The following is a 22,351-nucleotide window of genomic DNA, read 5'->3' as shown; positions in this document are numbered from 1 at the left end:
AGTTTTACGATTATACGTAAAAACGGCAGGCAACTAATTAAGTTACCCGCCTGTTCTCAAGTGGTACGGAGGAGAGAGCTCCGTTTGGAAAGAGTACAGCCATGGGAAATCGGCTTGCAGATAGTATGTACGATATAAAAAAGATTATTCGTAAAATGAAATATGAATGATTTTTTAATGAAAGTATTATTTTGTAGGATATTAATTAAATTGGAATTTTGTTAAGAGATGAAATGTTGAACAAATGTGAATGATTAGATGATACTAAAGTAAAAGAAAAAGAACCCTTTATAAGGATTCTTTTGGGGAGTCAATCTAACACTCACATTCGTAATCGCGATAATATTCATCGCACGAATCATTCCTATCATTGCAGCAGATACAAAAGGTCTTTTTGATCAATACTTCAATGAAATTAATGAATTCGGTATTATTTGTGAGAGTAAGGCTTTGAAAATCTTCTACTTGAAATACTCTTGTTTCATTTGTAGCAAGAGTCGCGGTAATTGGTGTGGAAGATTTTCTTGTTTGAATAGTTACTTCGATAGGGAAGGCATCTCCGGGTACAGATATTTGAAGTAATGTTTTATTGTGATTATTAGTGAAATCTTCAAAAACTCTTCTTGAAGTGTCAGGGGGTACGATAATAGTTAAAGGTTCATTTTCGGTTGGTGTAGTTTCTGAACCAGCTACGGTATGAGTCTCGATAAAACAGTTATTTTTTTGATAGTGAGAATTTGATTGTTCTTTATAATACTTGTTACGAGAATCATTTTGATTATTGCAGCAGATACAAAATGTTTTTTGAATAAATATACCAATATTGCTATTGATATTAGTATTATTTGTGAGAGTGAGGCTATGGAAATCCTCTACTTGGAATACCCTGGTTTCACCTGCAACTATTGTTACAGTAATCGGCAGACGAGAACTTCTTGTTCGGATAGTTACTTCAATTGGTTGAGAAGTACCAGGGATGCGAAAATCAAGTAATGTTTTATTGTGGTTATTGGTGGAATCTTCAAAAGCAGTTCTTGTAGTGTTAGCCGGTACGTTGAAATTTAAAGCTGTATTCGAACCAGTTATTGTATGGGTTTCGATAAAACAGTTATCTTTTTGATGGTGAGTGTACGATTGTTTTTTATAATACTTTTTACCATCTTTATAAAAATAATCAGCCATACTTATGTCGCTCTCCTTTCTTTGAGATATCTCTATATTTTATTAAAAAAAGAATAGAGTGCTTGTACAAAATAAGAAAATCCGCTCTTGTAATTAATTAAAAACGTTATTTGATATGTAAATGTAAGAGCACTCCGGGAAGTGCTCTGTAAAGACTATTCATTCTTAAAAGAAAAGAATATAAAATATTTTATGAATTTATTTTTGATTTTGTGTGTATTCTTTGTACAAAAATTTCATTAGAAACTGAAAACTAGATGCCATAATAGCACTTAGTTTTAAAGGAGTACTTGCACTAGTTTAATTTGATAATGTTTAATTCCAAAGCATTTATTCCATTATCGCATGTAAGAATGTCTGTGTCGCCTAGAAAGCTATTATTAATAAGTTGAAGTGTTGAATTGGCTGGGACTGATAAAATAGTGTCCCCAATGAGTTGAGTGCAATCTACATCCTCTGAATCTCGTATTAAAAGACCGAAAGTAGCTTTGAAATTTGGAATCAGACTGTTATTTAATAATATAGAAATGGTAGGCGAATAAGGGAATGAAAGGGCTACAGTCAAGTTAATCGAGGAAATGAAAGAAATCCGATAATCTCCAGCTTGTGTGATATTAATTGTGGTTGGATTTAACAGAGAAATTCCCCCTACCATAGGGTCAGCCTGATTAAAAGAAAAAGGGGATTCGAAAGGGACTGTAATGAATTCCGTTTGCCAAAAAGTTCCGTAAGCTACTGAAAGTGTTCCAGTCGGCCCAGTCGGCCCAGTCGGCCCAGTCGGCCCAGTCGGCCCAGTCGGCCCAGTCGGTCCAGTCGGCCCAGTCGGTCCAGTAGACCCAGTCGGCCCAGTCGGTCCAGTAGACCCAGACGGTCCAGTTGGCCCAGTAGGTAGTGTCAATGGTGGAACAGGTGGTAAAGTAGGTCCAACTAAATTAGGATTTATTGCAGCAGAAGATAAAAAATCGTCCATTATATTTTCACCTCTGAATAGTTAGTATTACTAATAGTAAATGCAGGGATAGAGAAAAGCGAAATGGACAAGTGAGGAATTAGACAATGGAATTTTCATAAAAGCGTTATTTTATTATAGGAAAATAGGTGACTCAGCAAGTGCGCCAGCCGAGTCACCCAGTACTATCGATCCAAATAATGTTCTTTTTCTATATGTATTTATGTTGAGTTCCTAGAGGCTAGCTCAAAAACCACAGTTAAAGGACAAAGAAAATCATTTTAGAGAGTATTAGATTTTATTATGTTAATGCTACAACAGCAAGAGTTAAGCCCAACGTATTTAATGTATTAGAATATGGTCCTACATTAACAGTAAGAGTACTTGTTATACCTGAAGGTGTAGTGAAAATTGCGGGTGCTGATACAGAAGTGAATCCTGCAGTATATCCAAGAGAAGTACCTGAGCCAATGATTGGATTATTATTCAGATACATAGTGATACCTGCCGAATTACCTCCTGGTTGAATAATAACTTGCACTTCATAGATTGCCAAATAGGTTCTTCCACCTTCAAGTAAAACAGTTGTTGGTGGTGTGAATGAAATTGCTGTACCATTAGAATTTACCACGGTATCTAGTGGGATCGCAGAATTTACAGAAACTATTGTTGGGGTAGTTTGAACAACATTTAAACTGTTAGCCGTGGGGGATGGACAAGTGCAAGGTTTGTGAATTTTAGAGTTGTTATCATTTTGGTAATTCACAAATAATCAAACTCCTTTGTGTAAGATAATTTTTTATCTCATATAAAACGTAGCTTTTTTGTGTATCTATGTTATTTTTAATAAGTTTGTAAAATTTAGCCGAATAGTATTGGTCAGTCAATTCTTAAAAGTATTTGATACTGTAGGGATTTTAAAGTGCATTCGATAAATATATATGAATGTTTTTCAAGGACATTACTGTAAGTTAGGAAACATAATAAAATAGTTATTGTATAATGACAAAAATTAAAGAACCTGTTAGTAATAACAGGTTCTGTGTACAAGGAGTTCAAGGAATACAAGGAAACTGGTCCAGAGAAACCTGTGTATTCTTTGGCTTAATAGTAATGTATTCAAAGCAAACAAAAAAATGAATAAAAGTTAAATAAAAGCCTTATTTAATAAAAAAATCGCGCACAAAAAATGTACACGATTATATAGAAACTATGTCTTGCGTGCTCATTGCATTGTATGTCTATTGTATGTAAAACGTGATACATTGCAATAAATTAAAAGAGCACTTTTGACAGTGCTCTTAGGACCAAGACTCTTACTGTAAAAGAGTACAGGATAATATATGTGACTTTTTCTAAGAATGTGAATCATTTGACCAGAATTTTTACTTGAAAACTAAAGAGCGCTTTCAAAGGCGCTCTATGACTAAGCTTTATATAAAGGTGAATATGATTATTGTATGTATGTTCTTAATGTATGTGCAGTTTTTAAACAAAATCGTTATTTCATAGCAAGAAAAAAAGAGCACGCATATAAGCATGCTCTTTGACAAGAAAGGTAGGTTTTTATGAATGGATGCTTCGATACAATAACATATGCTTGTCCAGTTAAAAGGTGATAAGTTTTTAACAAAAACGTTATTTGAATAACAATGGAAAAATAGCAAATATATCTAAAGTAATTAATAAGCCAATCCCAATTATAAAAATAAATATTTAAGAATTTTGATTGTTATCTGCATGATTTTGCTCCCGAATTTTTTTGTTGGTTTAGGTAGGTGTGCAGATTTTTATACAACAAAGCAGCTAGCTGGATTAGCTAACTGCTCCATTGCGGTTTGTTGAAAAAGAAGCCCACGCATACAAGTAAATTATATGTAACTTTAAGTTACAGTTATAGTATGTACAGAACTTGAAATGCTATGTGGGAAAAATTCAATAAAAATTTCATTTTATAGAAATAAGGAAACTAAAAAGAGCACCATGCATCAGTGCTCTTTAAGATAGGAGGTAACACTTTGAGCTGGATGGTTAGGTTAAAAGTATATGATGTAGAAAAGGAATAAGACCTAAATTTTATTATTAACTCAATATAAAAGAGCAATTAGCTTTTGCTAATTGCTCGGCTCAAGATAATAGACATAGAGTGGGTATTAGTAAAATTGGCTATTCACGAGCCTGTTTACAGTGTAACCAAGATTTTTAGATGTATTCCCTCTTTAAAAGCCTTATTCAAACAGTGTTATTTAAAGAGGGAGTGGAGTAATGAAAAAGAATACTTTCCCTTTATACATGAGATGATTTTTTAATTCTCAATATTATATGAGTGTTAAGACAAAAATGTGTAATTAAAAGAGCAGCTAGCAAAAGCTAACTGCTCTCTGAAAAAACGTTAAGAAGGAAGTTCAGAACTCAAGTGTATTTATAGTATGGACAAGGTTTATAGATTTATTCAAGGGGGGATGGATAATGTGCACTTATTGAGAAAACGCGGTTAAAGAATTCTTTAAGAAGCAAGAGTTGGAACGCAATAAAAAGCAGTTAGCAAAAGCTAACTGCATAGTGAATAAGAAGAACGTAATGGTCATTCGTATTCAACCGTGGTGTATCTATATTGTCTAACATGTTTTAGAAATTTATTCAATAAAAGAGCAGCTAGCAAAAGCTAACTGCTCAGGTAATGGAATATGGTTCGAAATGGGGTGTATATAGTATCGACGGAATATTGAGTTTTATTCATCGGATTATGTTATATGCTTGACGATATAGTCTTTTAGTATCAAAAAACCTGCAAGGAGAAACATTACTTCAATCGAGAACCAAAACATATCTTTTTGAGGCTTTTGAAACTCCGCTATTATGGAAAATGTTAAAAATAGGGTAACGATTAATACAATACAGAGTTTAATTATATCGGACATTTAGAGCACTCCTAAAATGTAGTCTTTTTCATTATATAGCTATTTCCAATGTTAAGGAATTTAAAAAGTGTATATGAGAATTTAAACAAAATAATCCTTTTAAAGTAAAGCAAACAAAATATAGTCCGGCTAGAAAACTAGAGGACACCAATTCATTAAAGCAGCAATTTGAGCTGTTTTAGGAATAGGTGTCCTTTTTATTTTGAAAAGGGAGATGAGGAAATGAAAGGGTTAAAGGACCAGTTACGTGAATGGAAAAAGAAATCGAATCAAGCAAAAAAGAAAAAACGAAAAGAGAAATTTAGCACTCGTGAAATTGAAGATTTAATGGGGATGCATAGACCTTGTTATGAACGAAGACGTGGAGCAATCAGACAAAAATAATTCAAAAATAAAAAGGAGTGGTTGTTCATGACTAAACAATTATCTTTCTTACCAAAAATTGATAGAACAGCGACACAAGAGGAATTAGAAGGTGTGTTGGAAAGTGTACGTATACATAGACAATTCGGGATGATGCGTAAAGAAATGAAGGTCACTCCTTCTTATGAAATGCGTGAGCATGGCCCTACACATGCAGTTGGTAAACCGTTAGAAGATGTTGCTATAGCAAATATTCAACAGAGCAAACGAGAAGAATGGCTTGAAAGAATATCATTACGTATTGACCAATTTCTAAATCGATTAGGAAATGGACGTGCAGGAAGCATTCAGAGAGAGATTATTTATAAACGCTATTTAGAAGAAGAGGACGTATGTGATTACATGGTTTATAACGAAATAGGTATGTCAGAGCGCACTTATCGACGTTGGAAGTCCAAGGCGTTTTATAAACTTGCTTTTGCACTTGGATTAGAAGTTTACGAGACAGAAGAAACGGGAGGTAATGAATAATGAATTTCGTTCAACTAATACGTGATCCGGAGCAAATACAGCAGCTTAAAGAGTATTTTAAGGAAAAGAGCTTACGTAATTACATTCTCTTCATTATGGGCATTAATACAGGTCTTAGAATCTCAGATATTTTGAAACTGAAGGTCGGGGATGTCAAAGGTAGTCATATATCAATGAGGGAAATGAAAACAGGGAAACAGAAACGAATACAAATTACAGCAGCATTGAAAAGAGAACTTAAATGGTTTATTGAAGAAAGAGAAGATAACGAGTACCCATTGCAAAGTAGACAAGGTAGGAATCGTCCAATAGGTCGCAGTATGGCATATAAGATATTAAGTGGTGCAGCGGGAGAGTTTGGATTAGATGAAGTAGGAACGCATACGCTGAGAAAGACATACGGGTACCATATGTACATGCAAACGAAAAACATAGCATTACTCATGGAGATATTCAACCACTCGTCAGAGAAGGTCACCTTACGTTATATAGGTGTAAACCAAGATGCAATGGATAAAGCAATGACTAGGTTTAAAATCTAATCTTTGCATTTTCTCTTTTAAATCTAGGGTATCGCCAGCGTTTCTGAAAAAACACGTTAATGGTATAAAAAATTTATACAGTTTTCGGTGAATGCAGTAACAAACGCGAACCCTAAAAACCATGCCAGGATAGGAATATATATTTAAAGGTGAATAGAGTTATAAAACAGAAAAAAAGGGAGTTCTTCTGAGAGTAAGAACCCACTTTTTATTGCTACTGACAATGATAGGATGATAGGTTATGTAAATCTTTCTTGAATACCGTATACATTTTGAAAGTTTTGTAGGAAATATTGGATAATCATACAAGCAATACTATAAAAATCTTAATAGTATTTATTATAACATTGAAAAGGAGCTAAAATATGGAAGACTATAATAAATACTACAAAGATAAATACTACAAAGATAAATACTACAAAGATAAACACTATAAAGATAAGTATTACAAAGATAGGTGTGATGATGATAAATACTACAAGTATTACAAAAATGAATTCGATGATCATTCTATTGAAATAAATGTAAATTGTTGTTCCGATCATAACAACAATAAGAAAGATGATCATAAGAAACATGATGACTGTTGTTGCAATCGTAAAGAAATAGAGAGGCAAGTTAATAACCCAGCCAATGATGTAGCTAATTTTCCACGCATAACTCAAAGTGAAACAAGCTTAGCGCGTTTTAATGATTTTATACTCTATGGATTTAATGATACTAATAACACTACACCCCCGCCAGAGATACCAGGGACTCATAGCTTTTCAGGATTTGCTTTCTCTAATAATTTAGGTGATACCTGGACTGATGGTGGTCCTGTACCTGTAAATCCAGGAGGATTCAATGACGGTGATCCTGTAATAGCTGTAGATAGAAATGGTGTTTTCTATTATGGTCAAGTTGGGAGAGAAGTTGTAGCAGGAACTCTGCAAGGTGTAATTAGTGTTTCAACTGGAACCGTTAATCCTACTGGAACTATCACAATGAATCTGCCTCAAGTTGTTGGACGAGGTCAAAATCCAAATCCTAATACCGCCTCTCAAGATAAAGAATGGATTGCAGTAGGACCTGATGCTGATAATCCAGGGAATGAAGCACTGTATATTACGTGGACTGATTTTACTGTTAACCCAAGAAGTATTCGCTTTTCAAAATATACAACAGGAGTCAACTTAACACCTATCATTACAGACCAAGTTATTGTTCCTCCGGCACCCAATACTTTTGTCAGTGGGTCTTTTGTAGTCGTAGATAATCGAGGTGTCATCTATGTCTTTTATGAACAAATATTGGAGCCTCGAAATAATTTAAATAATTCTAACAGGACGATTCGAATGCTTAAATCAACTGACGGTGGCAATACGTTTCCGATTAACGTGCCAGTTTCAACACCTTTCTTTGCAGCAGCAAATGAAATATCAAATTGTGCTGGAGATAATCGTCCAACAATACGTGTTGATAATACAAGACTGATTCGTACGAATGAATTCCCACAAGCTGCTATTGGACCAGATGGCACTTTATATGTTGTATGGAATGCTGGTAGAGTTATTGGGAATACGCGTTTTATTGATGTCCTTTTAGCATATAGCACTGATGAAGGAAATACATGGAATGAAGTGAATATCTCTACTCATAAAAGTTTAACCTTTTCGTTTTTTCCATCAGTAGCAGCCAATTGTCAAGGAGCTCATATTCAGTATAATCGTTTTAATGACCGTCGTGGTAGAGTCAGTGGAGTGGGTGATGGAACATTCGCAATATTTATGAAAAGCTTCTCTCTTTTTGATGGTTTAAGTGAAGAGAGGATGGTAAGTACTGAATTTTCTCCAGTGCCGATTACGATTGCTAACCCTGATCCAATACCTTCCGGATGCTATATGGGTGATTACAATCAAATCATTGCAGGTCCCGGAAGTTGTTTACTTCACTCTTGGGGTGATAATCGAAATGTTCTAAATGGTCAAATTAATCCTGATGTTTTCTTCAAACTAACAGCTCCAAAGAAGAAACATAACTGTTGCTGTGATTTAGATAGACATGTTTAAAACGAGGTAAATCCTCCATCTCTTTCTCTTCTGAAATCCACTGAAAGTCAATTTCCTTATTTCCTCTTAAATATTTGTACTATCTATAAAAAAGTTATTTTTACAAACAGACTATCTACCAATAACGAATTTTACGTTAACTAGCCTCTCTTGTGCGGGCTAGTTTTTTGCTTAGTGTGTTTTTAAAATGTCGGTGGTATCCCTATACAGTTACTCATAAATTTTATACTGTGTAACTCAAAAGGAAAAGTTTAATCAAGTCAATGATATCAAGTAATTCGGCGAAGGGATTAGTTACACACAATATAAGATATGGGTAAGTGAAGAAACGGTATAAAAAGAAGCGTAGTTCGTCAAATGAACGTAACGCTTCATTATCATCAAGTTAAGAAATTCATTGTTTCCGATTAATAGTATCCGTTTTATGTAATTGTTATAGATTTTGAAAGAATAAAAAATCGCCTTAGTAAAGGCGATTCATAGTTTATTCATTTTGCGTTCTTTTGATAAGTAAGTATCTTTTAAATACAATGTTCTATATTAACGTCTTTCTGGTTCTTTTTCTTTTCTTCTAAGACCAAATAAACCTGCTAGTCCTAATAAACCAAGCCACGCCCAATTATTATTATTATCACGATCATTGTTCAAATCATTCGTTGTATTCACATTTCGAGTTCTAGTATCATTATTCACTCTATTCATATTATTGTCATTAACTCGAGTTGTAATACCATTATTATTAACTCTATCCATATTATTTCCATCGTATTCAGCATGAACATTGGTACCAAAAACCATAATAGTTAGTAATAGGGCACTTAAAATAGATGAGAATTTTTTCTTCATAGTTTTCCCCTCCTTTCATATTCAGTAATGTCTCCGGTTTCTTTAGACAATATTCGTTTGAAAATATATAAAACCATTTGAATTGAAATTATGATAAACATCTTTAATTTTTATTATTAAAAGTACTTATAATACTTAATTAAGTTAATTGAAATGTATTTATTATTTATAAGAATAAATTTTTGGTAACGGTACATTCTATGAGGGGTAATTACTATATTTGGGTAAGGTGTTCCTTATGAGTTATAAGAACTTATTTTCTTTAATCCAGAACATGGTTAGGAAAATTTTTTCTATAGTAAGTATTGTTGCTAAAAGTCTAATTTCTTTAAGGAGGAATATTTTTATGGGTATTTTAAGTGGAAATCCACAAAATGAACCAATGCACTATGGAGAGGTCTTTGGGATTTGGAGTTACCTTGCAGCGGCACAAGGTGCAATTGCTGGATATCAAGTTCTAATTAACCACACAGGAGACGAGGATTTAAAGAAATTTTTAGAAAACCTTGTAGAGAATGATATCCAATCAGAGGTTGAAGAATTAAAAAATTTATTAAAATTAAATGGAGTTGCATTACCGCCAGCACCTCCAGAAAGACCGGTTGCATCTATTGAAACGATTCCTCCTGGTGCTCGTATTAATGATGCGGAAATTGCAGCTAAAGTTTCTATGGATCTTGCTGCTGGGTTAGTAGCATGTAGCCAAGCTATGGGACAATCCCTTCGAGAAGATGTAGGAATGATGTTTGGTCAATTTCATATGAAAAAAGCACAAGCTGGAGCTATATTACTTCGTCTGAATAAGAAAAAAGGTTGGATTATTCCGCCTCCATTACATGTTCTACAATCAGATCAAGCATAATACCTAAATAAAATTCAATCTATTCTTTGACTGTTGCAGTGAGGTTGTCTAGAAAAATAAAGGTTATTAGTGAATTAAAATAAGTGGCAGAGTCGTGACCGCTTTTTGGCAGGAAATGTGCCGGTTGTTTTGGTATAAACGTGTTATATTTGTATTGTGAGAAGTGGCGGAAAACACTACCCACTATGTTTTTTCTAAAATTCTAAACGGTTCGTAATGACGGCGCATAAAATCCGAAACCAGCAGATGGTAGTGATTGAATGATACCGTTATTAAGGAGAGCTTTTGCTCTTCTTCCAGTTACTTAATAATGCATAAAAAGATTGGTGCAGCCACATTAGGTGATTGGAAGAAGGGTAAAACTTTATTTACCGTAATTAAAATACAAATAAATAATTGATATCAGAGCATCCATTCAGGTTCTTTTTCTTTTGATATGCTAATTAATCACAAATCGGTATTCCAAGCACTCTTAGAGCTAATGCTACTTGAAGAGAAATCTCTAATCTAGCAATCTCGATACCAGCTACTGTAAGAACTAAAAAGGTTGGCCATTTACAAACACAACGCAACTTTCCATGGTTACGCCTCCCTTCTAGTAAACTACTACAGTATATGAATTGAATATTAATATGTAATAGTTAAATTGATAGATTTACCTTGTTCTAACAAAACAAACTCAACACAAACCAAATATTGTAAAAAAGTTTCAAAAACTATCTAATGTAACAAATCATATATTTTGTTACATTAAATTTATGAATAGAAATGCCGTTATATCAACGTTTCTTTCTATTTTAAAAAATAACTACCATATTTTATGTAACATATTGTATAATAAAGATACATCTAATGTAACATAACGTGTGGAGGGGTAAGGAATGAAGTTTGTGCAACCAATTCGAGATAAGAAAAAATTAGAAGAAGTGAAAGAAGTTTTACGTCGCCAATCTTATCGTGATTTGTTTTTATTTGAAATGGGAATCAATACAGGTCTAAGAATTAGTGACTTATTAAAGTTACATGTAAATGATGTGAAAGAAAGAACTCACATTGTTATTAAAGAACAGAAGACTGGAAAAGAGAAACGTTTCATTATCAATACAACGTTAAGAGAAAAAATAAATGAGTATGTAAATGGAATGAACGAAACAGATTGCTTATTTGCTTCTAAAAAGACAGGGAAACCGATCACGAGAATCCAAGCTTATCGAATTATGAACGCTGCTGCTGAAAAAGTAGGGCTTGATGAAATTGGAACGCACACTCTTAGAAAAACTTTTGGATATCATTATTACCAAAAGACAAAAGATGTAGTAATGCTACAAACAATCTTTAATCATTCTGCTCCATCGATTACATTACGTTATATAGGAATCCAACAAGATGAGATAGATAAATCATTAGAAGATTTCAGTTTATAAATTAGAAACCAAAAAAGTAGCGATTACGCTGCTTTTTTATTTTGTAAAGCAATTAGCGTGAGGTGGTGTAAATGGAAGAAGAAACTATAAACGTTCCTACATGCTCTGTTTGTAATGAGCCGTGCATGTGGACATTAAAAATGCCATTAACTATTACTCATTTTGATAAAACTTATCTCCGTGAAGCAAATACGGATAATGCTCATATATGCATTGAGTGTTTAGAGAAGGAAGTGCAAACAATTGGATAAGGGGGCAGGTGTTATGTAATTATGGCCAGACAACGAAGTCCAGACCGTAACAAAGCGTATGAAATATTTAAAGAACATAATGGTGATATTACGAATCGTAAAATTGCCGAATTGTTGTCTACATCCGAAAAAACTGTAAGCGAAAAAACGGTTGGCGGATGGAAATCTAAAGATGGATGGATAGACAAATTAAATGGAGTACTCCATAAAAATGAACGGAGTACTCCAAAGAAAGATACGGAGTACTCCAAAAAGAAACCAGGAGCACCCAAGGGTAATAAGAATGCTGTAAACAATCGTGGTGGAGCCAAAAAGGGTAATAAAAATGCTGTTGGTAATTCCGGTGGCGCTGCTCCACTTCGTAATGGTAATGCTGTTAGTCATGGATTGTATAGAAAGTATTTACCGCAAGAAATATATGATTTAAAAGAAGAATTAAAAGAAGCAGTTAACAACGATTCCTTAACAATCATTTGGGACAGTATTATGCTGCAGTACACTCAAATCATCCATGCTCAACGTATTATGTTTGTTAAAGACAACGAAGACATGACCAAAGAACTGCGGAAAAATAAACTTACTGAAAGTGGTTTTGAAGAAGAGTGGGAGATACAATTCGCTTGGGATAAACAAGCTAGTTTCTTAAATGCTCAATCGAAAGCAATGTCAACGCTAGTAAATCTAATTGAAAAATACGATAGATTAGCTAATACAGAAGAACAAAAACTACGCATTGAGAAACTCAAGAAAGAGATCGCTGCTATTAAAGTTGATGGTGATACGAATCAGAATACTGAAGACTGGAAAGAGTCTCTTATGAAGATAGCGGAGCGCAGGCGTAAACAAAAGGAAGCTGAAGCTAATGAGTAATACGGCTTTTAGTGAATTTATGGAGATTATCGATGTTTATTGGGATGATCCGGTTGCGTTTGCCGAGGATATGCTGGGTTTTTATCCGGATGAATGGCAGAGAAAAGTTCTTATGGATTTGGCACAAAGTCCAAAGGTTTCTGTGCGTTCTGGTCAAGGTGTTGGTAAAACTGGTCTTGAGTCAGTTGTTGTTATTTGGTTCCTCTGCTGTAGGCCGAATCCAAAAGTTATATGTACAGCCCCTACAAAGGAGCAGTTATTTACTGTACTTTGGGCCGAAATAGCCAAATGGTTAGAAGGAAGTGCAGTTAAAAATCTTCTTAAATGGACTAAAACACGAGTATACATGATTGGTAGTGAAGAACGTTGGTTTGCTACTGCTAGAACAGCAACGAAGCCGGAGAATATGCAAGGTTTCCACGAAGATTATATGTTATTTGTATGTGATGAAGCTTCTGGTATAGCAGATCCTATTATGGAAGCTATACTTGGTACTTTATCTGGCGCAGAAAATAAATTGTTTTTATGCGGAAACCCAACAAGAACAAGCGGTGTATTTTATGATTCTCATAATCGTGACAGAGATTTATATAAAATACATAAAGTCTCTAGTTTAGATAGCCCTCGAACCAGTAAAGACAATATAGAGGTATTGAAAAAGAAATATGGTGAGGGTTCAGATGTTTGGCGTGTACGTGTACTTGGTGAATTTCCTAAAGCAGAGGCAGATGCATTTATCCCGTTAGAAATTGTAGAGCAAGCAGCATCTTGTAAAGTGGAACCGACTGGTGAAACACTTGACTTAGGTGTTGACGTTGCACGATTTGGTGATGATGAAACTGTAATTGCTCCAAGGATAGGAAATAAAGTCTTTAAATTATTAAACCACTATAAACAAGATACTATGGAAACTGCTGGTCATGTATTGAAATTAGCTAAGGAATACATGGCAAAGTACAAGCAGTTAAAAAGAGTTGATATAAAAGTCGATGATAGTGGTGTTGGTGGTGGTGTTACGGACAGATTGAAAGAAGTTATTAAATCTGAACGATTACCATTCAAAGTATATCCGGTTGTGAATAACGGGAAGCCGCTTGATGATGAGCATTATGATAATGCAGGTGCAGAAGGTTGGGCCGTAGTAAGAGATTTACTTGAAGAGAATATGAAAGCATTTATACAGGGTGAAGAACCTACAATGGAGATTCCAAATGATGAAAAAATGATTTCTCAATTTTCTAGCCGTAAATACAGAATAACAAGTAGAGGTAAGATTGCATTAGAGCGAAAAGAAGAAATGAAGAAACGCGGATTGCAATCACCCGATAGAGCAGATGCTATAGTTTTAGCCTTCTATAAACCAAAAGTAGTTATGGGCGGTAAGGTTAAAAGAGTATAGTCGGACATTTATTGTTCGGCTATTTCTTTTGCTCTTTATTAATAGAAGAAAGGAGGACATACAAACGATATGAGCGATAAGAAAACAATTAAGAATGTAAAAGTATTTGGTATTAATAAAGCAGCAGATGACCCAAAGAATTGGGAAGACAACAGTAAGCAAATGACTGTAGATCCATTCGCGCAAATATATGGCGATAAAGGGTTGGTTAAACCACCGTATGATATGTCAGTGCTGTTGGAAATAAAGGAAAGTAATCCAATCCATTCTGCTTGTATTAGCGCGAAAGTCGATGATATTGCAGGTGTTGGTTTCGACTTTGCTCCTTTTGAAGAAGTGAAAGAAGCGAACCAGGAGCAATATAAAAGGTTAAAAGAATTTATGCGGAATTGTAATCCAGAAATGACGAGTTCAGAAATTCTTAGAGCTGTATGGGATGATTATGAAACCGTTGGCTGGGGGATTATCGAAGTTGTTCGGAATCAAAAAAACGAACCATCGGAACTGTACCATATTCCAGCACATACGGTTCGTGCTCATAAGGATAAAGTCCGATTTGCTCAAATTGTAAATAACAAAGAACGATGGTTTAAAAAGTTCAATTATCCCGATGATTTCCGTCTTGCTGATGGTAGGGCGATAAATGCAGAGGATGTTGCAGAAAGCGGAACAGAAAAAGCTGGAGAAGTAATTGTTATTCGTAAATTCGGTTCTCGTTCTTCTTATTATGGGATACCTAATTATGTTAGTTCTATCGGCTCGATAGTTGGATCTCAAGCAGTAAGAGATTACAATATTAACTTCTTTACAGGAAAGACAATTCCAGATGCTCTGCTATTTCTTGAGGGCGTTGATGAAATAGATGATGGAACGGAAAATGAACTAAAAGCATTCTTCTCTGCAGAAACAAAAGGAGAACATCATAAATTGGCCGTTGTCCCCGTACCGCCAGGGGCAAAAGCTAGATTAGAAAAAGTTAGTCCAGATGTAAAAGAAGGCAGTTTTCGTTTATATAAGCAGGATAGCGCAATGGAGATATGTGTGGCTCATCGTGTGCCGCCTTATCGTATCGGCTGGGCTATGACAGGCTCATTAGGACAAACAACCGCTAAAGAAATGAACGAGATGTACAAGCGTTCTATTATTGAGCCTGGACAAGGAATATTAGAACATCGATTAAACTATCAATTGTTCCGTGTATTTGCTGAAATACTAGGCAGTTTAGATTGGCATTTTAAATTAAATGAAATTGATACGGATGATCGTGAAGCGGATTTGAAGTATGCAAAAGACAGTTATGAGGGTGGAATATTAAAACTGAATGAGTCCCGTAAAGTAGTAGGTTATGAACCTGTACCAGAAGGGGACAAATTCTTTGATGGTAAAACCGAATCTTCTTCTCCTGTACCAATTGCAAAAGCTGCAGATAATGAGCAAGATAACTTAATTGCTATTAATGAATTTAGGGAAAAGCATGAAGAAGTAGAGAAAGCTATGCAAAAGAAGGTAGCGGATTTTTTTCCGAACAGGGAAAACGGCTCTTAAACCTGCTTCCCGTAATTCGTATTAATAAAGCAGATGAAGAGATTGATCTTGTAATTGCTGAAGCAGAAGTTGATGAATTTCTTGATAGTGTCGATTGGGATGAAGAAAGACAAATGTTTGTCGATGAAGTCACAGACACTCTGCATGATGATGTAACAGAATTTGTACAAAGTGCTATTGCATCAAACGGTTTAACCTGGATGGTATTAGATCCAATAGGTGACGTTGCTGCAAAATGGGTTGCTGCTTATGCCTTTGAATTAGCAAAGGGAATCCATGAAACTACTAAAGATAGATTAAGAGAAACAATGTTAAAGAATCTTAGTGAGGGAATGGGTGTCGATGCATTAAGTGTTTCTATTGCAGATGTAATGTCAGAAGCAAGCAACTACAGAGCAATGATGATTGCACGTACAGAAACAACATATGCAATGAATTACGGCAATTTAATTGCTTATAAGGGCGCAAATAGAAACAAGAAAACATGGCTTACAGGAAACGATGAGCGTGTTTGTAAAGAATGTGGTGGTTTACATGGCGAAACAGTAGATATTGATGATTTATTTAGCAACGGAAAGATGTGTCCGCCAGCTCATCCACATTGTCGCTGCACTATGATTTCAGAAGAGTAATAAAATACACCTATTTGATTGGGGTTTCATCGTCAAAATGTATACGGCTTTAAATTGGCTGCTATGCGTTTTGACAGTGGAACCCCAATATTTATAGGGAAGGAGGTAAAACGATGGGATACGAACTAAAAAACGCCAATATCAGCTATGTTTCATTAGTTACAAAGGGCGCTAACGGTCGTCAATTCGCCATTATGAAAAGTGAATCTGCTAAACAACAAAATATAACAAAGCAAGTTCCAATTCTTAAAACAGAAGAAGAGAAGCAGCTTGTTACAGGTGTGGTATATGAACCAGATGTAGAAGATTCACACGGGGATAAAATGACCGCAGAAGAAATAGAAAAGGCTGCTTATACTTTTATGGAAAACTACCAACACATCGACAAGCAACATGATGAAATTGCTGGTAAAGGAACAGTTGTTGAAAACTGGATTGCTAAAAGTGATATGACAGTAGGCGAACAAGAAGTACAAGCAGGAACATGGCTTATGACCGTTCGCGTTGATGATGCAGATACCTGGGAAGAAATTAAAAAAGGTGAAGTCACTGGTTTTTCTATGGGTGGATTTGGTGAACGTGTGGAAATCGCTAAGACTGATGATTTTACTCATGAAGATAAAGGTCTTATTCGAAAGATGTTAGATTTCGTTAAAGGTGAAACTCACAAAATCACAAAAGGCGAAGTAAAAGACCGCTTTATTGATGAAAAACAAAAACGTGATTTACGAGCTGTATTTAATTTGTTTGAAGATGTGTTCTATTGGGAGATTTGGGAAAGTAACCCTGATATCGATCGAATGGCGGCTGCTCTTGATGATATGAAGGACATACTTTCTTCTATTAAAGGCGGTTATACCATCGCTAAATCAGAAGATAGTGTACAAGCAGAAAGCATTGTATTAGAAAGTATTAAAAAAGCTGGGAAAGTATTGTCCCAAAAAAATCATGCAAAATTAGATGAAGCATTAGCTTTAATTAGTGAAATAAAAGAAACCGCTACACCACAGGAGGAAGATGAAATGAAAGCAGAAGATATTGCAGAGATTGTTAAACAAGCAGTAGAGCCACTAGCTACTAAGTTAGAAAAGATTGAAAAGCAGGTGAATGGTGAAGAGGTAGAGCCAACGTCAGAAGAGCAAACAGAAGAAGAAAAAGCTGCAGCAGTTATTCAAAAAGCATTAGAACCAATTACAAAGCGACTTGAAAATATCGAAAATGCTGCTTCTATCCGTAAAGGTTTAGATCCAGATGAAGAAGTTACACCAGGACAACAACAAATTAAAAAATCTAAATGGGCAGGATTGAACCTGTAAGGGGAGGATTTATCATTATGACAATGACTAACGCACAATTATTAAAACGTTTAGATCGTATTGAAAAGGCAGCAATGACAACAAGTGGAATGAATGCAGGATTATTAAATCCAGAACAAAGTAAAGAGTTCTTCCGTATGGCATTTGATACAACGCCATTCTCACAATTACACCGTAAAGAAATGCGTAAAGCAAAACAAGGTGAATTAGATAAAATTGCAATTGGTGGCCGTATCTTACGCAAGAAAACAGAAAACAGCGATGATAATTACCGCGCAGGTGTTCAAACTTCTAAAATTGAGTACAATACAAAGGCTATTCGTTTACCTTGGGAAATTACAGAAGAATTACTCCGCGAAAATATTGAAGGTGAAGGTTATGAAGATACTGTAATGGCTCTTATGTCTACACAATTAGGTATCGATTTAGAAGATTTACATTGGAATGGTGATACAGACTCTTCCGACGGAATGTTATCTATCAATGATGGTTGGTTGAAAAAAATCAAGAAATCAAAAGAGTCTCATATTGTCGATCATGCTAAATTGGTAACTGTTACAGGTGAAGCTGCTGCGGCAAATGGATTTGGGAAAGGTTCTATCTTTGCTTTATCCGGTGCAATGCCGAATAAATATAAAAACAGCAACCTTCGTTGGATTATGTCTCCAAGCCGTAGAGAGAAATGGATTGAGTATTTAACAAATCGTCCTACTGGTGCTGGTGATGCTGCGTTACTTGGAGCAGGAGATCAAGTTAATAAACCGATGGGATACGGAATTGTTACGGTTCCATCTTTAGAAGACGATGTTATTATTCTTGCAGACCCTAAAAACTTTATTGCAGTCAATACATACGATACTCGTGTTCGTAAAACTACAGAAGGTAAAACTGCAGTAATGGAAGATAAACGATTTTATGTAATCCACTTTGATGATGATGCTGTAATTCAAGAAATGGATGCAGTAGCAATCCTAACAAATATTCCGGATACGTTTGGAGCCTAATATCCAGGCGTATTTTTTATGGAAACAAACTCTTTGTTATTAGGGTTTTGAATGTATACTTTTTTAATATTTTCTTGTTTTTAATGGAAAATGAGATATAACCAATAAAACCAACAATGCGAATGTAAACTTTCATGCAATAGTTTACATTCGTGAAAGGGGTGTTAATTATGAAAGTAGTTACGCTGCGATACGGTGGCACTTACACCGCTTATGGACAAAAGTTTAAGAATGGCCAAGAAGAAACAGTTACAAATGATAAAGCTGATTACCTTGTAAGTACTGGACATTTTGAGCTTGTAAAAGAAGTCGATAAGAAGGAGAAAGAAACATAATGGATATTACTTCGCAAGACATTAAAGACCGCGTAAATGTGCAGAAGATGCCTGATACAGTAATTCAAGAACTAATAGATTACTATGCAGTTATTGTTAAGAAGTATTTAAGAGTTAAGTCGGAGAATCCAATGAAAGAAGTCATTCAAACAAGTAAACTAGCGTGGCTTTCTTTTCCTGCTGAATCTATAGCAAAAGTCACTCATGTTAGTTCGAAACAGGATATGACCGATTCTATTACTGTAAATGGCCGTATTGTTTATGGTTTATCCGAAAATCAATTGTATGAATTCGAATATAAGATACAAGATTATGATGATCTGCAGGTACTTATGAAGAAATGTATTATTGATTTGGTTGTTTCTGCAGTAGTTCGTGCTAACTTACAACGAAAAGGTATGAAAACATCGGAGAGTATTGGCGATTATTCGTACCAGATTAGCCCAGAAACGCTGGATGAACCAGCAACAAACAATAAGATACTCAATGGTTTAAAAAGCTTTAGAGCAAGAGTTAAGCCGGTGATGGCCACATGAACGAAATGTATTTCGATGATGGTGGAATGGATGATTTATATATTCATGAGGTAGTTGTAAAACGAAAAAAGAAAAAGAAGCAATCCGCTGGTAACTATGCAGAAATACCAGAGGACATTTACGAGAAGATGATTTGCCGTATAACTACTAATTCTGCTACTGATAATGAGAGATTTAAGCGTGATAAACAAAATTTTGATACAACCTTTAAGATATATGCACCTGCTTCTTACATAATTAAACCCAATGATCTTATTTATTTCAAAAATGAAGATGTGGGCGTTGATTATACGTTTGAAGTTAAAGGAGAACCGCGCAATCCTGCGTTTATGAATCACCACATTGAAATTTATTGCGAAAAGGTATGATTCTATATGGCTAATTCAGTAGAAATTGAGTATTCAAGCAATATGGAGCAAATCAAGACGCATATTAACGCTATGTGTGTTGAAAAGGTCACAGCAGCATCTATTCATTTACAAAATCAAGTGAAGAAGAATCTCACGGGTAGCCGTAGCGGTAAACAATACAAAATACCTCATATGAGTCGTAAATATACTGCTTCTAAACCAGGTGAAGCTCCTGCTGTTCGTACCGGTGACTTGTTAAATTCGATTAAATACAATGTTAAACGGTCACAATCAGAGGTATTAGGTGCAGTAGGGAGCGACTTGCAGAAAGCAATATGGCTTGAAACTGGTACAAGTCATATGGAAGCCCGTCCATTCCTATTAAAAGCGTTTGAAAAAGAACGTAGAGAACTTAAAAGAATGATGGGAGGGTAATAGGTGTCTAACGCTATTGCAGCTATTAGAATGCTTGTAGAGAACGATGAAATAATAAAAGCTAATCTATCAGAATATGGTGAAGGCGAGGACAAAGGCCCTGCTCTTTCATTCCAAACTGCACAAGATGATATGGAAATGCCTTATGTAGTTATGAGAATTGAAGCAGATAATCCGGATGATGTTGAAATTATAGATCGTATGATTCTAAATTTCGATGTGTATTGTGATAATGGGGATTATGATAAGGCAAAGTTAATTGCTACACGTATTGAAAAGTTACTAGATAGAGAAGTTGGTTTAAAAGATGATGGGATACTTTCTATACATCGTGCCGGTAAACTGCCGGTACCGGATGAAGACCCATCTATCATTCATATAAATGCAAAATTTCTTGTCCGAACCATGCGAACGGACTTGTATTAGGGGGTAGGACAAATGAGCTGGAAATTAATTAATGGTGTCCGTGAAGGAACTACAGATAATTTTGTTATCGGTCCTGGTGTCATGTACAAAGGATTTAAAAGTGTAAAAGAATTAGGTGAACTTGTAGGAGCGACTACAGGCGGAACAAAAGTTGGTTTTGATCGTGAGTATTATGATGCAGATATTGATGGTGTACTAGGTAAAATGGTGCGTGGTAAGTGGTTATTAAAAGATGAACCGCATGTAGAACTTACATTAGTAGAGTTTACAAAAGAAAACCTGCAGTTAGCTTTACCAGGGATGACGGTAGATAGCACAACTGAAACAGATTACGATATTATGAAACCTTCAAATGATATTCCAGATTCGAATTACCATGATATCGCACTAATCGGTATGATTTCGGGTAGTGAGTTACCAGTAATTTTTGTAATTCGTAATGCAATGGTAGTTTCATCTATTGAAGTGGATCTAAAAGATGGTAAAGGAACTGTTGGTTTGAAATGTAAGTTTATCGGTCATTACAGTGAATCTGCACCAACTACACCACCGTACGAAATCTATTTACCAAAGAAAAAGAAAGCAACAGTACAAAAAGCACCGGCTACCGCATAAATGGTAGTCGGTTTTCTATTACATAAAATGAGCTAAATGCTAAAAGGAGAGCACGAAATGAAATCTATTTTAGAAAAAATGATGAATACCGGTACAGAAATCACGATTTTAGGGGAGAAGATATTGATGCGTCGCTTAAATGTAACGGATGTTTGGCGGTTCGCTAAGATTATTTCTAAAGTTGGACGCCATGCAATAGCTGATTTTGCAGATTTCGGTAAAGCTAAAAATGAAATGGATGAACTAACAAAAGCTGCAGAGTCTCTTCCAGAAGAAGAAAAAAACGTTCAGTTAGCTGCACTTAAAGAGCAACAAAAACAAAAAGGTTTAGAGTTTGCTTTACGTGTACTAACAATGATCCCGGCTTGTGAGGATGATTTCACAGAGTTCTTTGCAAGTTTACTAAAAGCTAAGAAAGAGGAATTTTGCCAACTCCCTCCCGAAGCAATGGTTTCTGTTATTCAAGGATTACTGGAAAGTGAAGACTTAATGACTTTTTTCAACCAAGTGCAGGGGCTAGTGAAAGTTCAGAGCGAGAAATGGAACCAATCAGCAGCAGCGCCAATCCTAGCGTAAATGAAGACTCAGATGAATATTTAGAGGAAGCAGAACAAAATATGTTACGTGCTTTCGACAAGATACAAAAACGGTATGGATGGACAGATGATTATGTCTTATCAATACCGTATTCGCGTTTAATGGACCTGTTTTCTCTAATTGCACGAGAAGAGCAGCAAGAAGAACTAAATGAGTGGAAGAAGATGGCGTTCATTGGCTTTCAAACCCGTCAACTTGAAGAAGGTACTACTTTTAATGATTATCTTCAAGCTTTTGGACTAACTGACACCAAGGACGATAAAGAATCATCTTATGAAATGGGTGAAGTATGGACGAAAGAAGAGTGTGAAGCACATGCTGCTCAAATCATAGCTCACTTCCAAGAAGACGATGAAGAATAAAATGGTT

Annotated in this window: 25 protein-coding genes and 1 pseudogene; 21 read left to right on the top strand and 5 right to left on the bottom strand. The window is 35.3% G+C overall.

The features are described 5' to 3' along the window. Positions 1–315: 315 nt before the first annotated feature. From ACTFSL_RS15630 to ACTFSL_RS15620, 3 genes are all read right to left on the bottom strand, one after another. Positions 316–1,182 (bottom strand): exosporium protein D, encoded by an 867-nt coding sequence (locus tag ACTFSL_RS15630; RefSeq protein WP_440041994.1) that lies wholly within the window; start codon positions 1,180–1,182, stop codon positions 316–318. Positions 1,183–1,477: 295 nt separating this feature from the next. Beyond that, a complete protein-coding gene (locus ACTFSL_RS15625) occupies positions 1,478–2,152 on the bottom strand; it encodes an exosporium leader peptide-containing protein (protein ID WP_440041993.1) in 675 nt (224 codons plus the stop codon). Positions 2,153–2,432: 280 nt separating this feature from the next. Next, positions 2,433–2,897, bottom strand: a complete 465-nt coding sequence (locus ACTFSL_RS15620) for a hypothetical protein (protein ID WP_109140198.1) — start codon at positions 2,895–2,897, stop codon at positions 2,433–2,435. A 2,377-nt stretch (positions 2,898–5,274) separates the two neighbouring features. On the opposite strand from ACTFSL_RS15620, the gene ACTFSL_RS15615 reads away from it, so the two are divergent. The 4 genes from ACTFSL_RS15615 (at position 5,275) to ACTFSL_RS15600 (ending at position 8,539) form a co-directional block, all read left to right on the top strand. Further along, entirely contained in the window at positions 5,275–5,436 is a 162-nt protein-coding gene (locus ACTFSL_RS15615) for a hypothetical protein (protein ID WP_162900585.1), read from the top strand. A 27-nt stretch (positions 5,437–5,463) separates the two neighbouring features. Then, complete coding sequence (locus ACTFSL_RS15610; RefSeq protein ID WP_440041992.1) at positions 5,464–5,946, top strand: ArpU family phage packaging/lysis transcriptional regulator; 483 nt, start codon at positions 5,464–5,466, stop codon at positions 5,944–5,946. Further along, positions 5,946–6,488 carry a site-specific integrase gene (locus ACTFSL_RS15605; protein WP_440041991.1) on the top strand — a complete coding sequence of 181 codons (543 nt, stop codon included), beginning with the start codon at positions 5,946–5,948 and terminating at the stop codon, positions 6,486–6,488. The genes ACTFSL_RS15610 and ACTFSL_RS15605 overlap by 1 nt, the downstream gene beginning before the upstream one ends. 365 nt (positions 6,489–6,853) lie before the next feature. Then, positions 6,854–8,539, top strand: a complete 1,686-nt coding sequence (locus tag ACTFSL_RS15600; RefSeq protein WP_440041990.1) for a sialidase family protein — start codon at positions 6,854–6,856, stop codon at positions 8,537–8,539. A 540-nt stretch (positions 8,540–9,079) separates the two neighbouring features. Here the strand turns inward: ACTFSL_RS15600 and ACTFSL_RS15595 are convergent. Continuing rightward, positions 9,080–9,385, bottom strand: a complete 306-nt coding sequence (locus ACTFSL_RS15595) for a WGxxGxxG family protein (protein ID WP_440041989.1) — start codon at positions 9,383–9,385, stop codon at positions 9,080–9,082. Positions 9,386–9,731: 346 nt separating this feature from the next. Here ACTFSL_RS15595 and ACTFSL_RS15590 point away from each other — a divergent pair, with 346 nt between their 5' ends. Then, a complete protein-coding gene (locus ACTFSL_RS15590; RefSeq protein WP_290102364.1) occupies positions 9,732–10,247 on the top strand; it encodes a DUF3231 family protein in 516 nt (171 codons plus the stop codon). A gap of 443 nt (positions 10,248–10,690) precedes the next feature. Here ACTFSL_RS15590 and ACTFSL_RS15585 read toward each other — a convergent pair. After that, a pseudogene (locus ACTFSL_RS15585) lies at positions 10,691–10,827 on the bottom strand (DUF3956 domain-containing protein). 301 nt (positions 10,828–11,128) lie between these two features. Between ACTFSL_RS15585 and ACTFSL_RS15580 the strand changes: the two are divergent. The 16 genes from ACTFSL_RS15580 to ACTFSL_RS15505 all read left to right on the top strand — a co-directional run bounded on the left by ACTFSL_RS15580 (position 11,129) and on the right by ACTFSL_RS15505 (position 22,344). Next, on the top strand, positions 11,129–11,671 hold the full coding sequence (locus ACTFSL_RS15580) for a site-specific integrase (RefSeq protein ID WP_000673905.1): 543 nt from the start codon (positions 11,129–11,131) through the stop codon (positions 11,669–11,671). Positions 11,672–11,742: 71 nt separating this feature from the next. Continuing rightward, the gene (locus tag ACTFSL_RS15575; protein WP_000390790.1) at positions 11,743–11,922 is read left to right on the top strand and encodes a hypothetical protein; all 180 of its coding nucleotides are present in this window, start codon (positions 11,743–11,745) and stop codon (positions 11,920–11,922) included. A 21-nt stretch (positions 11,923–11,943) separates the two neighbouring features. After that, positions 11,944–12,792, top strand: a complete 849-nt coding sequence (gene terS, locus ACTFSL_RS15570; protein ID WP_440041987.1) for a phage terminase small subunit — start codon at positions 11,944–11,946, stop codon at positions 12,790–12,792. Further along, complete coding sequence (locus tag ACTFSL_RS15565; RefSeq protein ID WP_000072122.1) at positions 12,785–14,191, top strand: DEAD/DEAH box helicase family protein; 1,407 nt, start codon at positions 12,785–12,787, stop codon at positions 14,189–14,191. Before terS ends, ACTFSL_RS15565 begins: the two co-directional genes overlap by 8 nt. Before the next feature lie 69 nt (positions 14,192–14,260). Beyond that, the gene (locus tag ACTFSL_RS15560) at positions 14,261–15,736 is read left to right on the top strand and encodes a phage portal protein (protein ID WP_440041986.1); all 1,476 of its coding nucleotides are present in this window, start codon (positions 14,261–14,263) and stop codon (positions 15,734–15,736) included. Between the two features lie 113 nt (positions 15,737–15,849). After that, positions 15,850–16,368, top strand: a complete 519-nt coding sequence (locus tag ACTFSL_RS15555; RefSeq protein WP_089607443.1) for a phage head morphogenesis protein — start codon at positions 15,850–15,852, stop codon at positions 16,366–16,368. A 113-nt stretch (positions 16,369–16,481) separates the two neighbouring features. Then, positions 16,482–17,684 (top strand): XkdF-like putative serine protease domain-containing protein, encoded by a 1,203-nt coding sequence (locus tag ACTFSL_RS15550; protein WP_089607444.1) that lies wholly within the window; start codon positions 16,482–16,484, stop codon positions 17,682–17,684. A 17-nt stretch (positions 17,685–17,701) separates the two neighbouring features. Then, positions 17,702–18,688 carry a phage major capsid family protein gene (locus ACTFSL_RS15545; protein WP_089607445.1) on the top strand — a complete coding sequence of 329 codons (987 nt, stop codon included), beginning with the start codon at positions 17,702–17,704 and terminating at the stop codon, positions 18,686–18,688. Positions 18,689–18,858: 170 nt separating this feature from the next. Further along, entirely contained in the window at positions 18,859–19,023 is a 165-nt protein-coding gene (locus ACTFSL_RS15540) for a YqbF domain-containing protein (RefSeq protein ID WP_440041985.1), read from the top strand. Continuing rightward, positions 19,023–19,559: a hypothetical protein gene (locus tag ACTFSL_RS15535; protein WP_440041983.1), complete on the top strand. Its 537-nt coding sequence runs from the start codon at positions 19,023–19,025 to the stop codon at positions 19,557–19,559. The genes ACTFSL_RS15540 and ACTFSL_RS15535 overlap by 1 nt, the downstream gene beginning before the upstream one ends. Continuing rightward, complete coding sequence (locus tag ACTFSL_RS15530) at positions 19,556–19,927, top strand: hypothetical protein (RefSeq protein WP_440041982.1); 372 nt, start codon at positions 19,556–19,558, stop codon at positions 19,925–19,927. Before ACTFSL_RS15535 ends, ACTFSL_RS15530 begins: the two co-directional genes overlap by 4 nt. A gap of 6 nt (positions 19,928–19,933) precedes the next feature. Further along, positions 19,934–20,344, top strand: a complete 411-nt coding sequence (locus ACTFSL_RS15525) for an HK97-gp10 family putative phage morphogenesis protein (protein ID WP_440041980.1) — start codon at positions 19,934–19,936, stop codon at positions 20,342–20,344. Between the two features lie 3 nt (positions 20,345–20,347). Further along, positions 20,348–20,770: a hypothetical protein gene (locus ACTFSL_RS15520; RefSeq protein WP_000063393.1), complete on the top strand. Its 423-nt coding sequence runs from the start codon at positions 20,348–20,350 to the stop codon at positions 20,768–20,770. Positions 20,771–20,782: 12 nt separating this feature from the next. Continuing rightward, on the top strand, positions 20,783–21,385 hold the full coding sequence (locus ACTFSL_RS15515; RefSeq protein ID WP_000118571.1) for a hypothetical protein: 603 nt from the start codon (positions 20,783–20,785) through the stop codon (positions 21,383–21,385). Between the two features lie 57 nt (positions 21,386–21,442). Next, positions 21,443–21,961 (top strand): hypothetical protein, encoded by a 519-nt coding sequence (locus tag ACTFSL_RS15510; protein WP_000836019.1) that lies wholly within the window; start codon positions 21,443–21,445, stop codon positions 21,959–21,961. Continuing rightward, positions 21,925–22,344 (top strand): hypothetical protein, encoded by a 420-nt coding sequence (locus ACTFSL_RS15505; protein ID WP_440041979.1) that lies wholly within the window; start codon positions 21,925–21,927, stop codon positions 22,342–22,344. Before ACTFSL_RS15510 ends, ACTFSL_RS15505 begins: the two co-directional genes overlap by 37 nt. The last annotated feature ends 7 nt before the right edge of the window (positions 22,345–22,351 follow it).

This window comes from Bacillus cereus group sp. MYBK108-1 (assembly GCF_051917185.1).
Lineage (GTDB): Bacteria > Bacillota > Bacilli > Bacillales > Bacillaceae_G > Bacillus_A > Bacillus_A cereus.
Note: the sequence above shows the minus strand (reverse complement) of the source record. Positions and strands in the feature narration are given on the sequence as shown.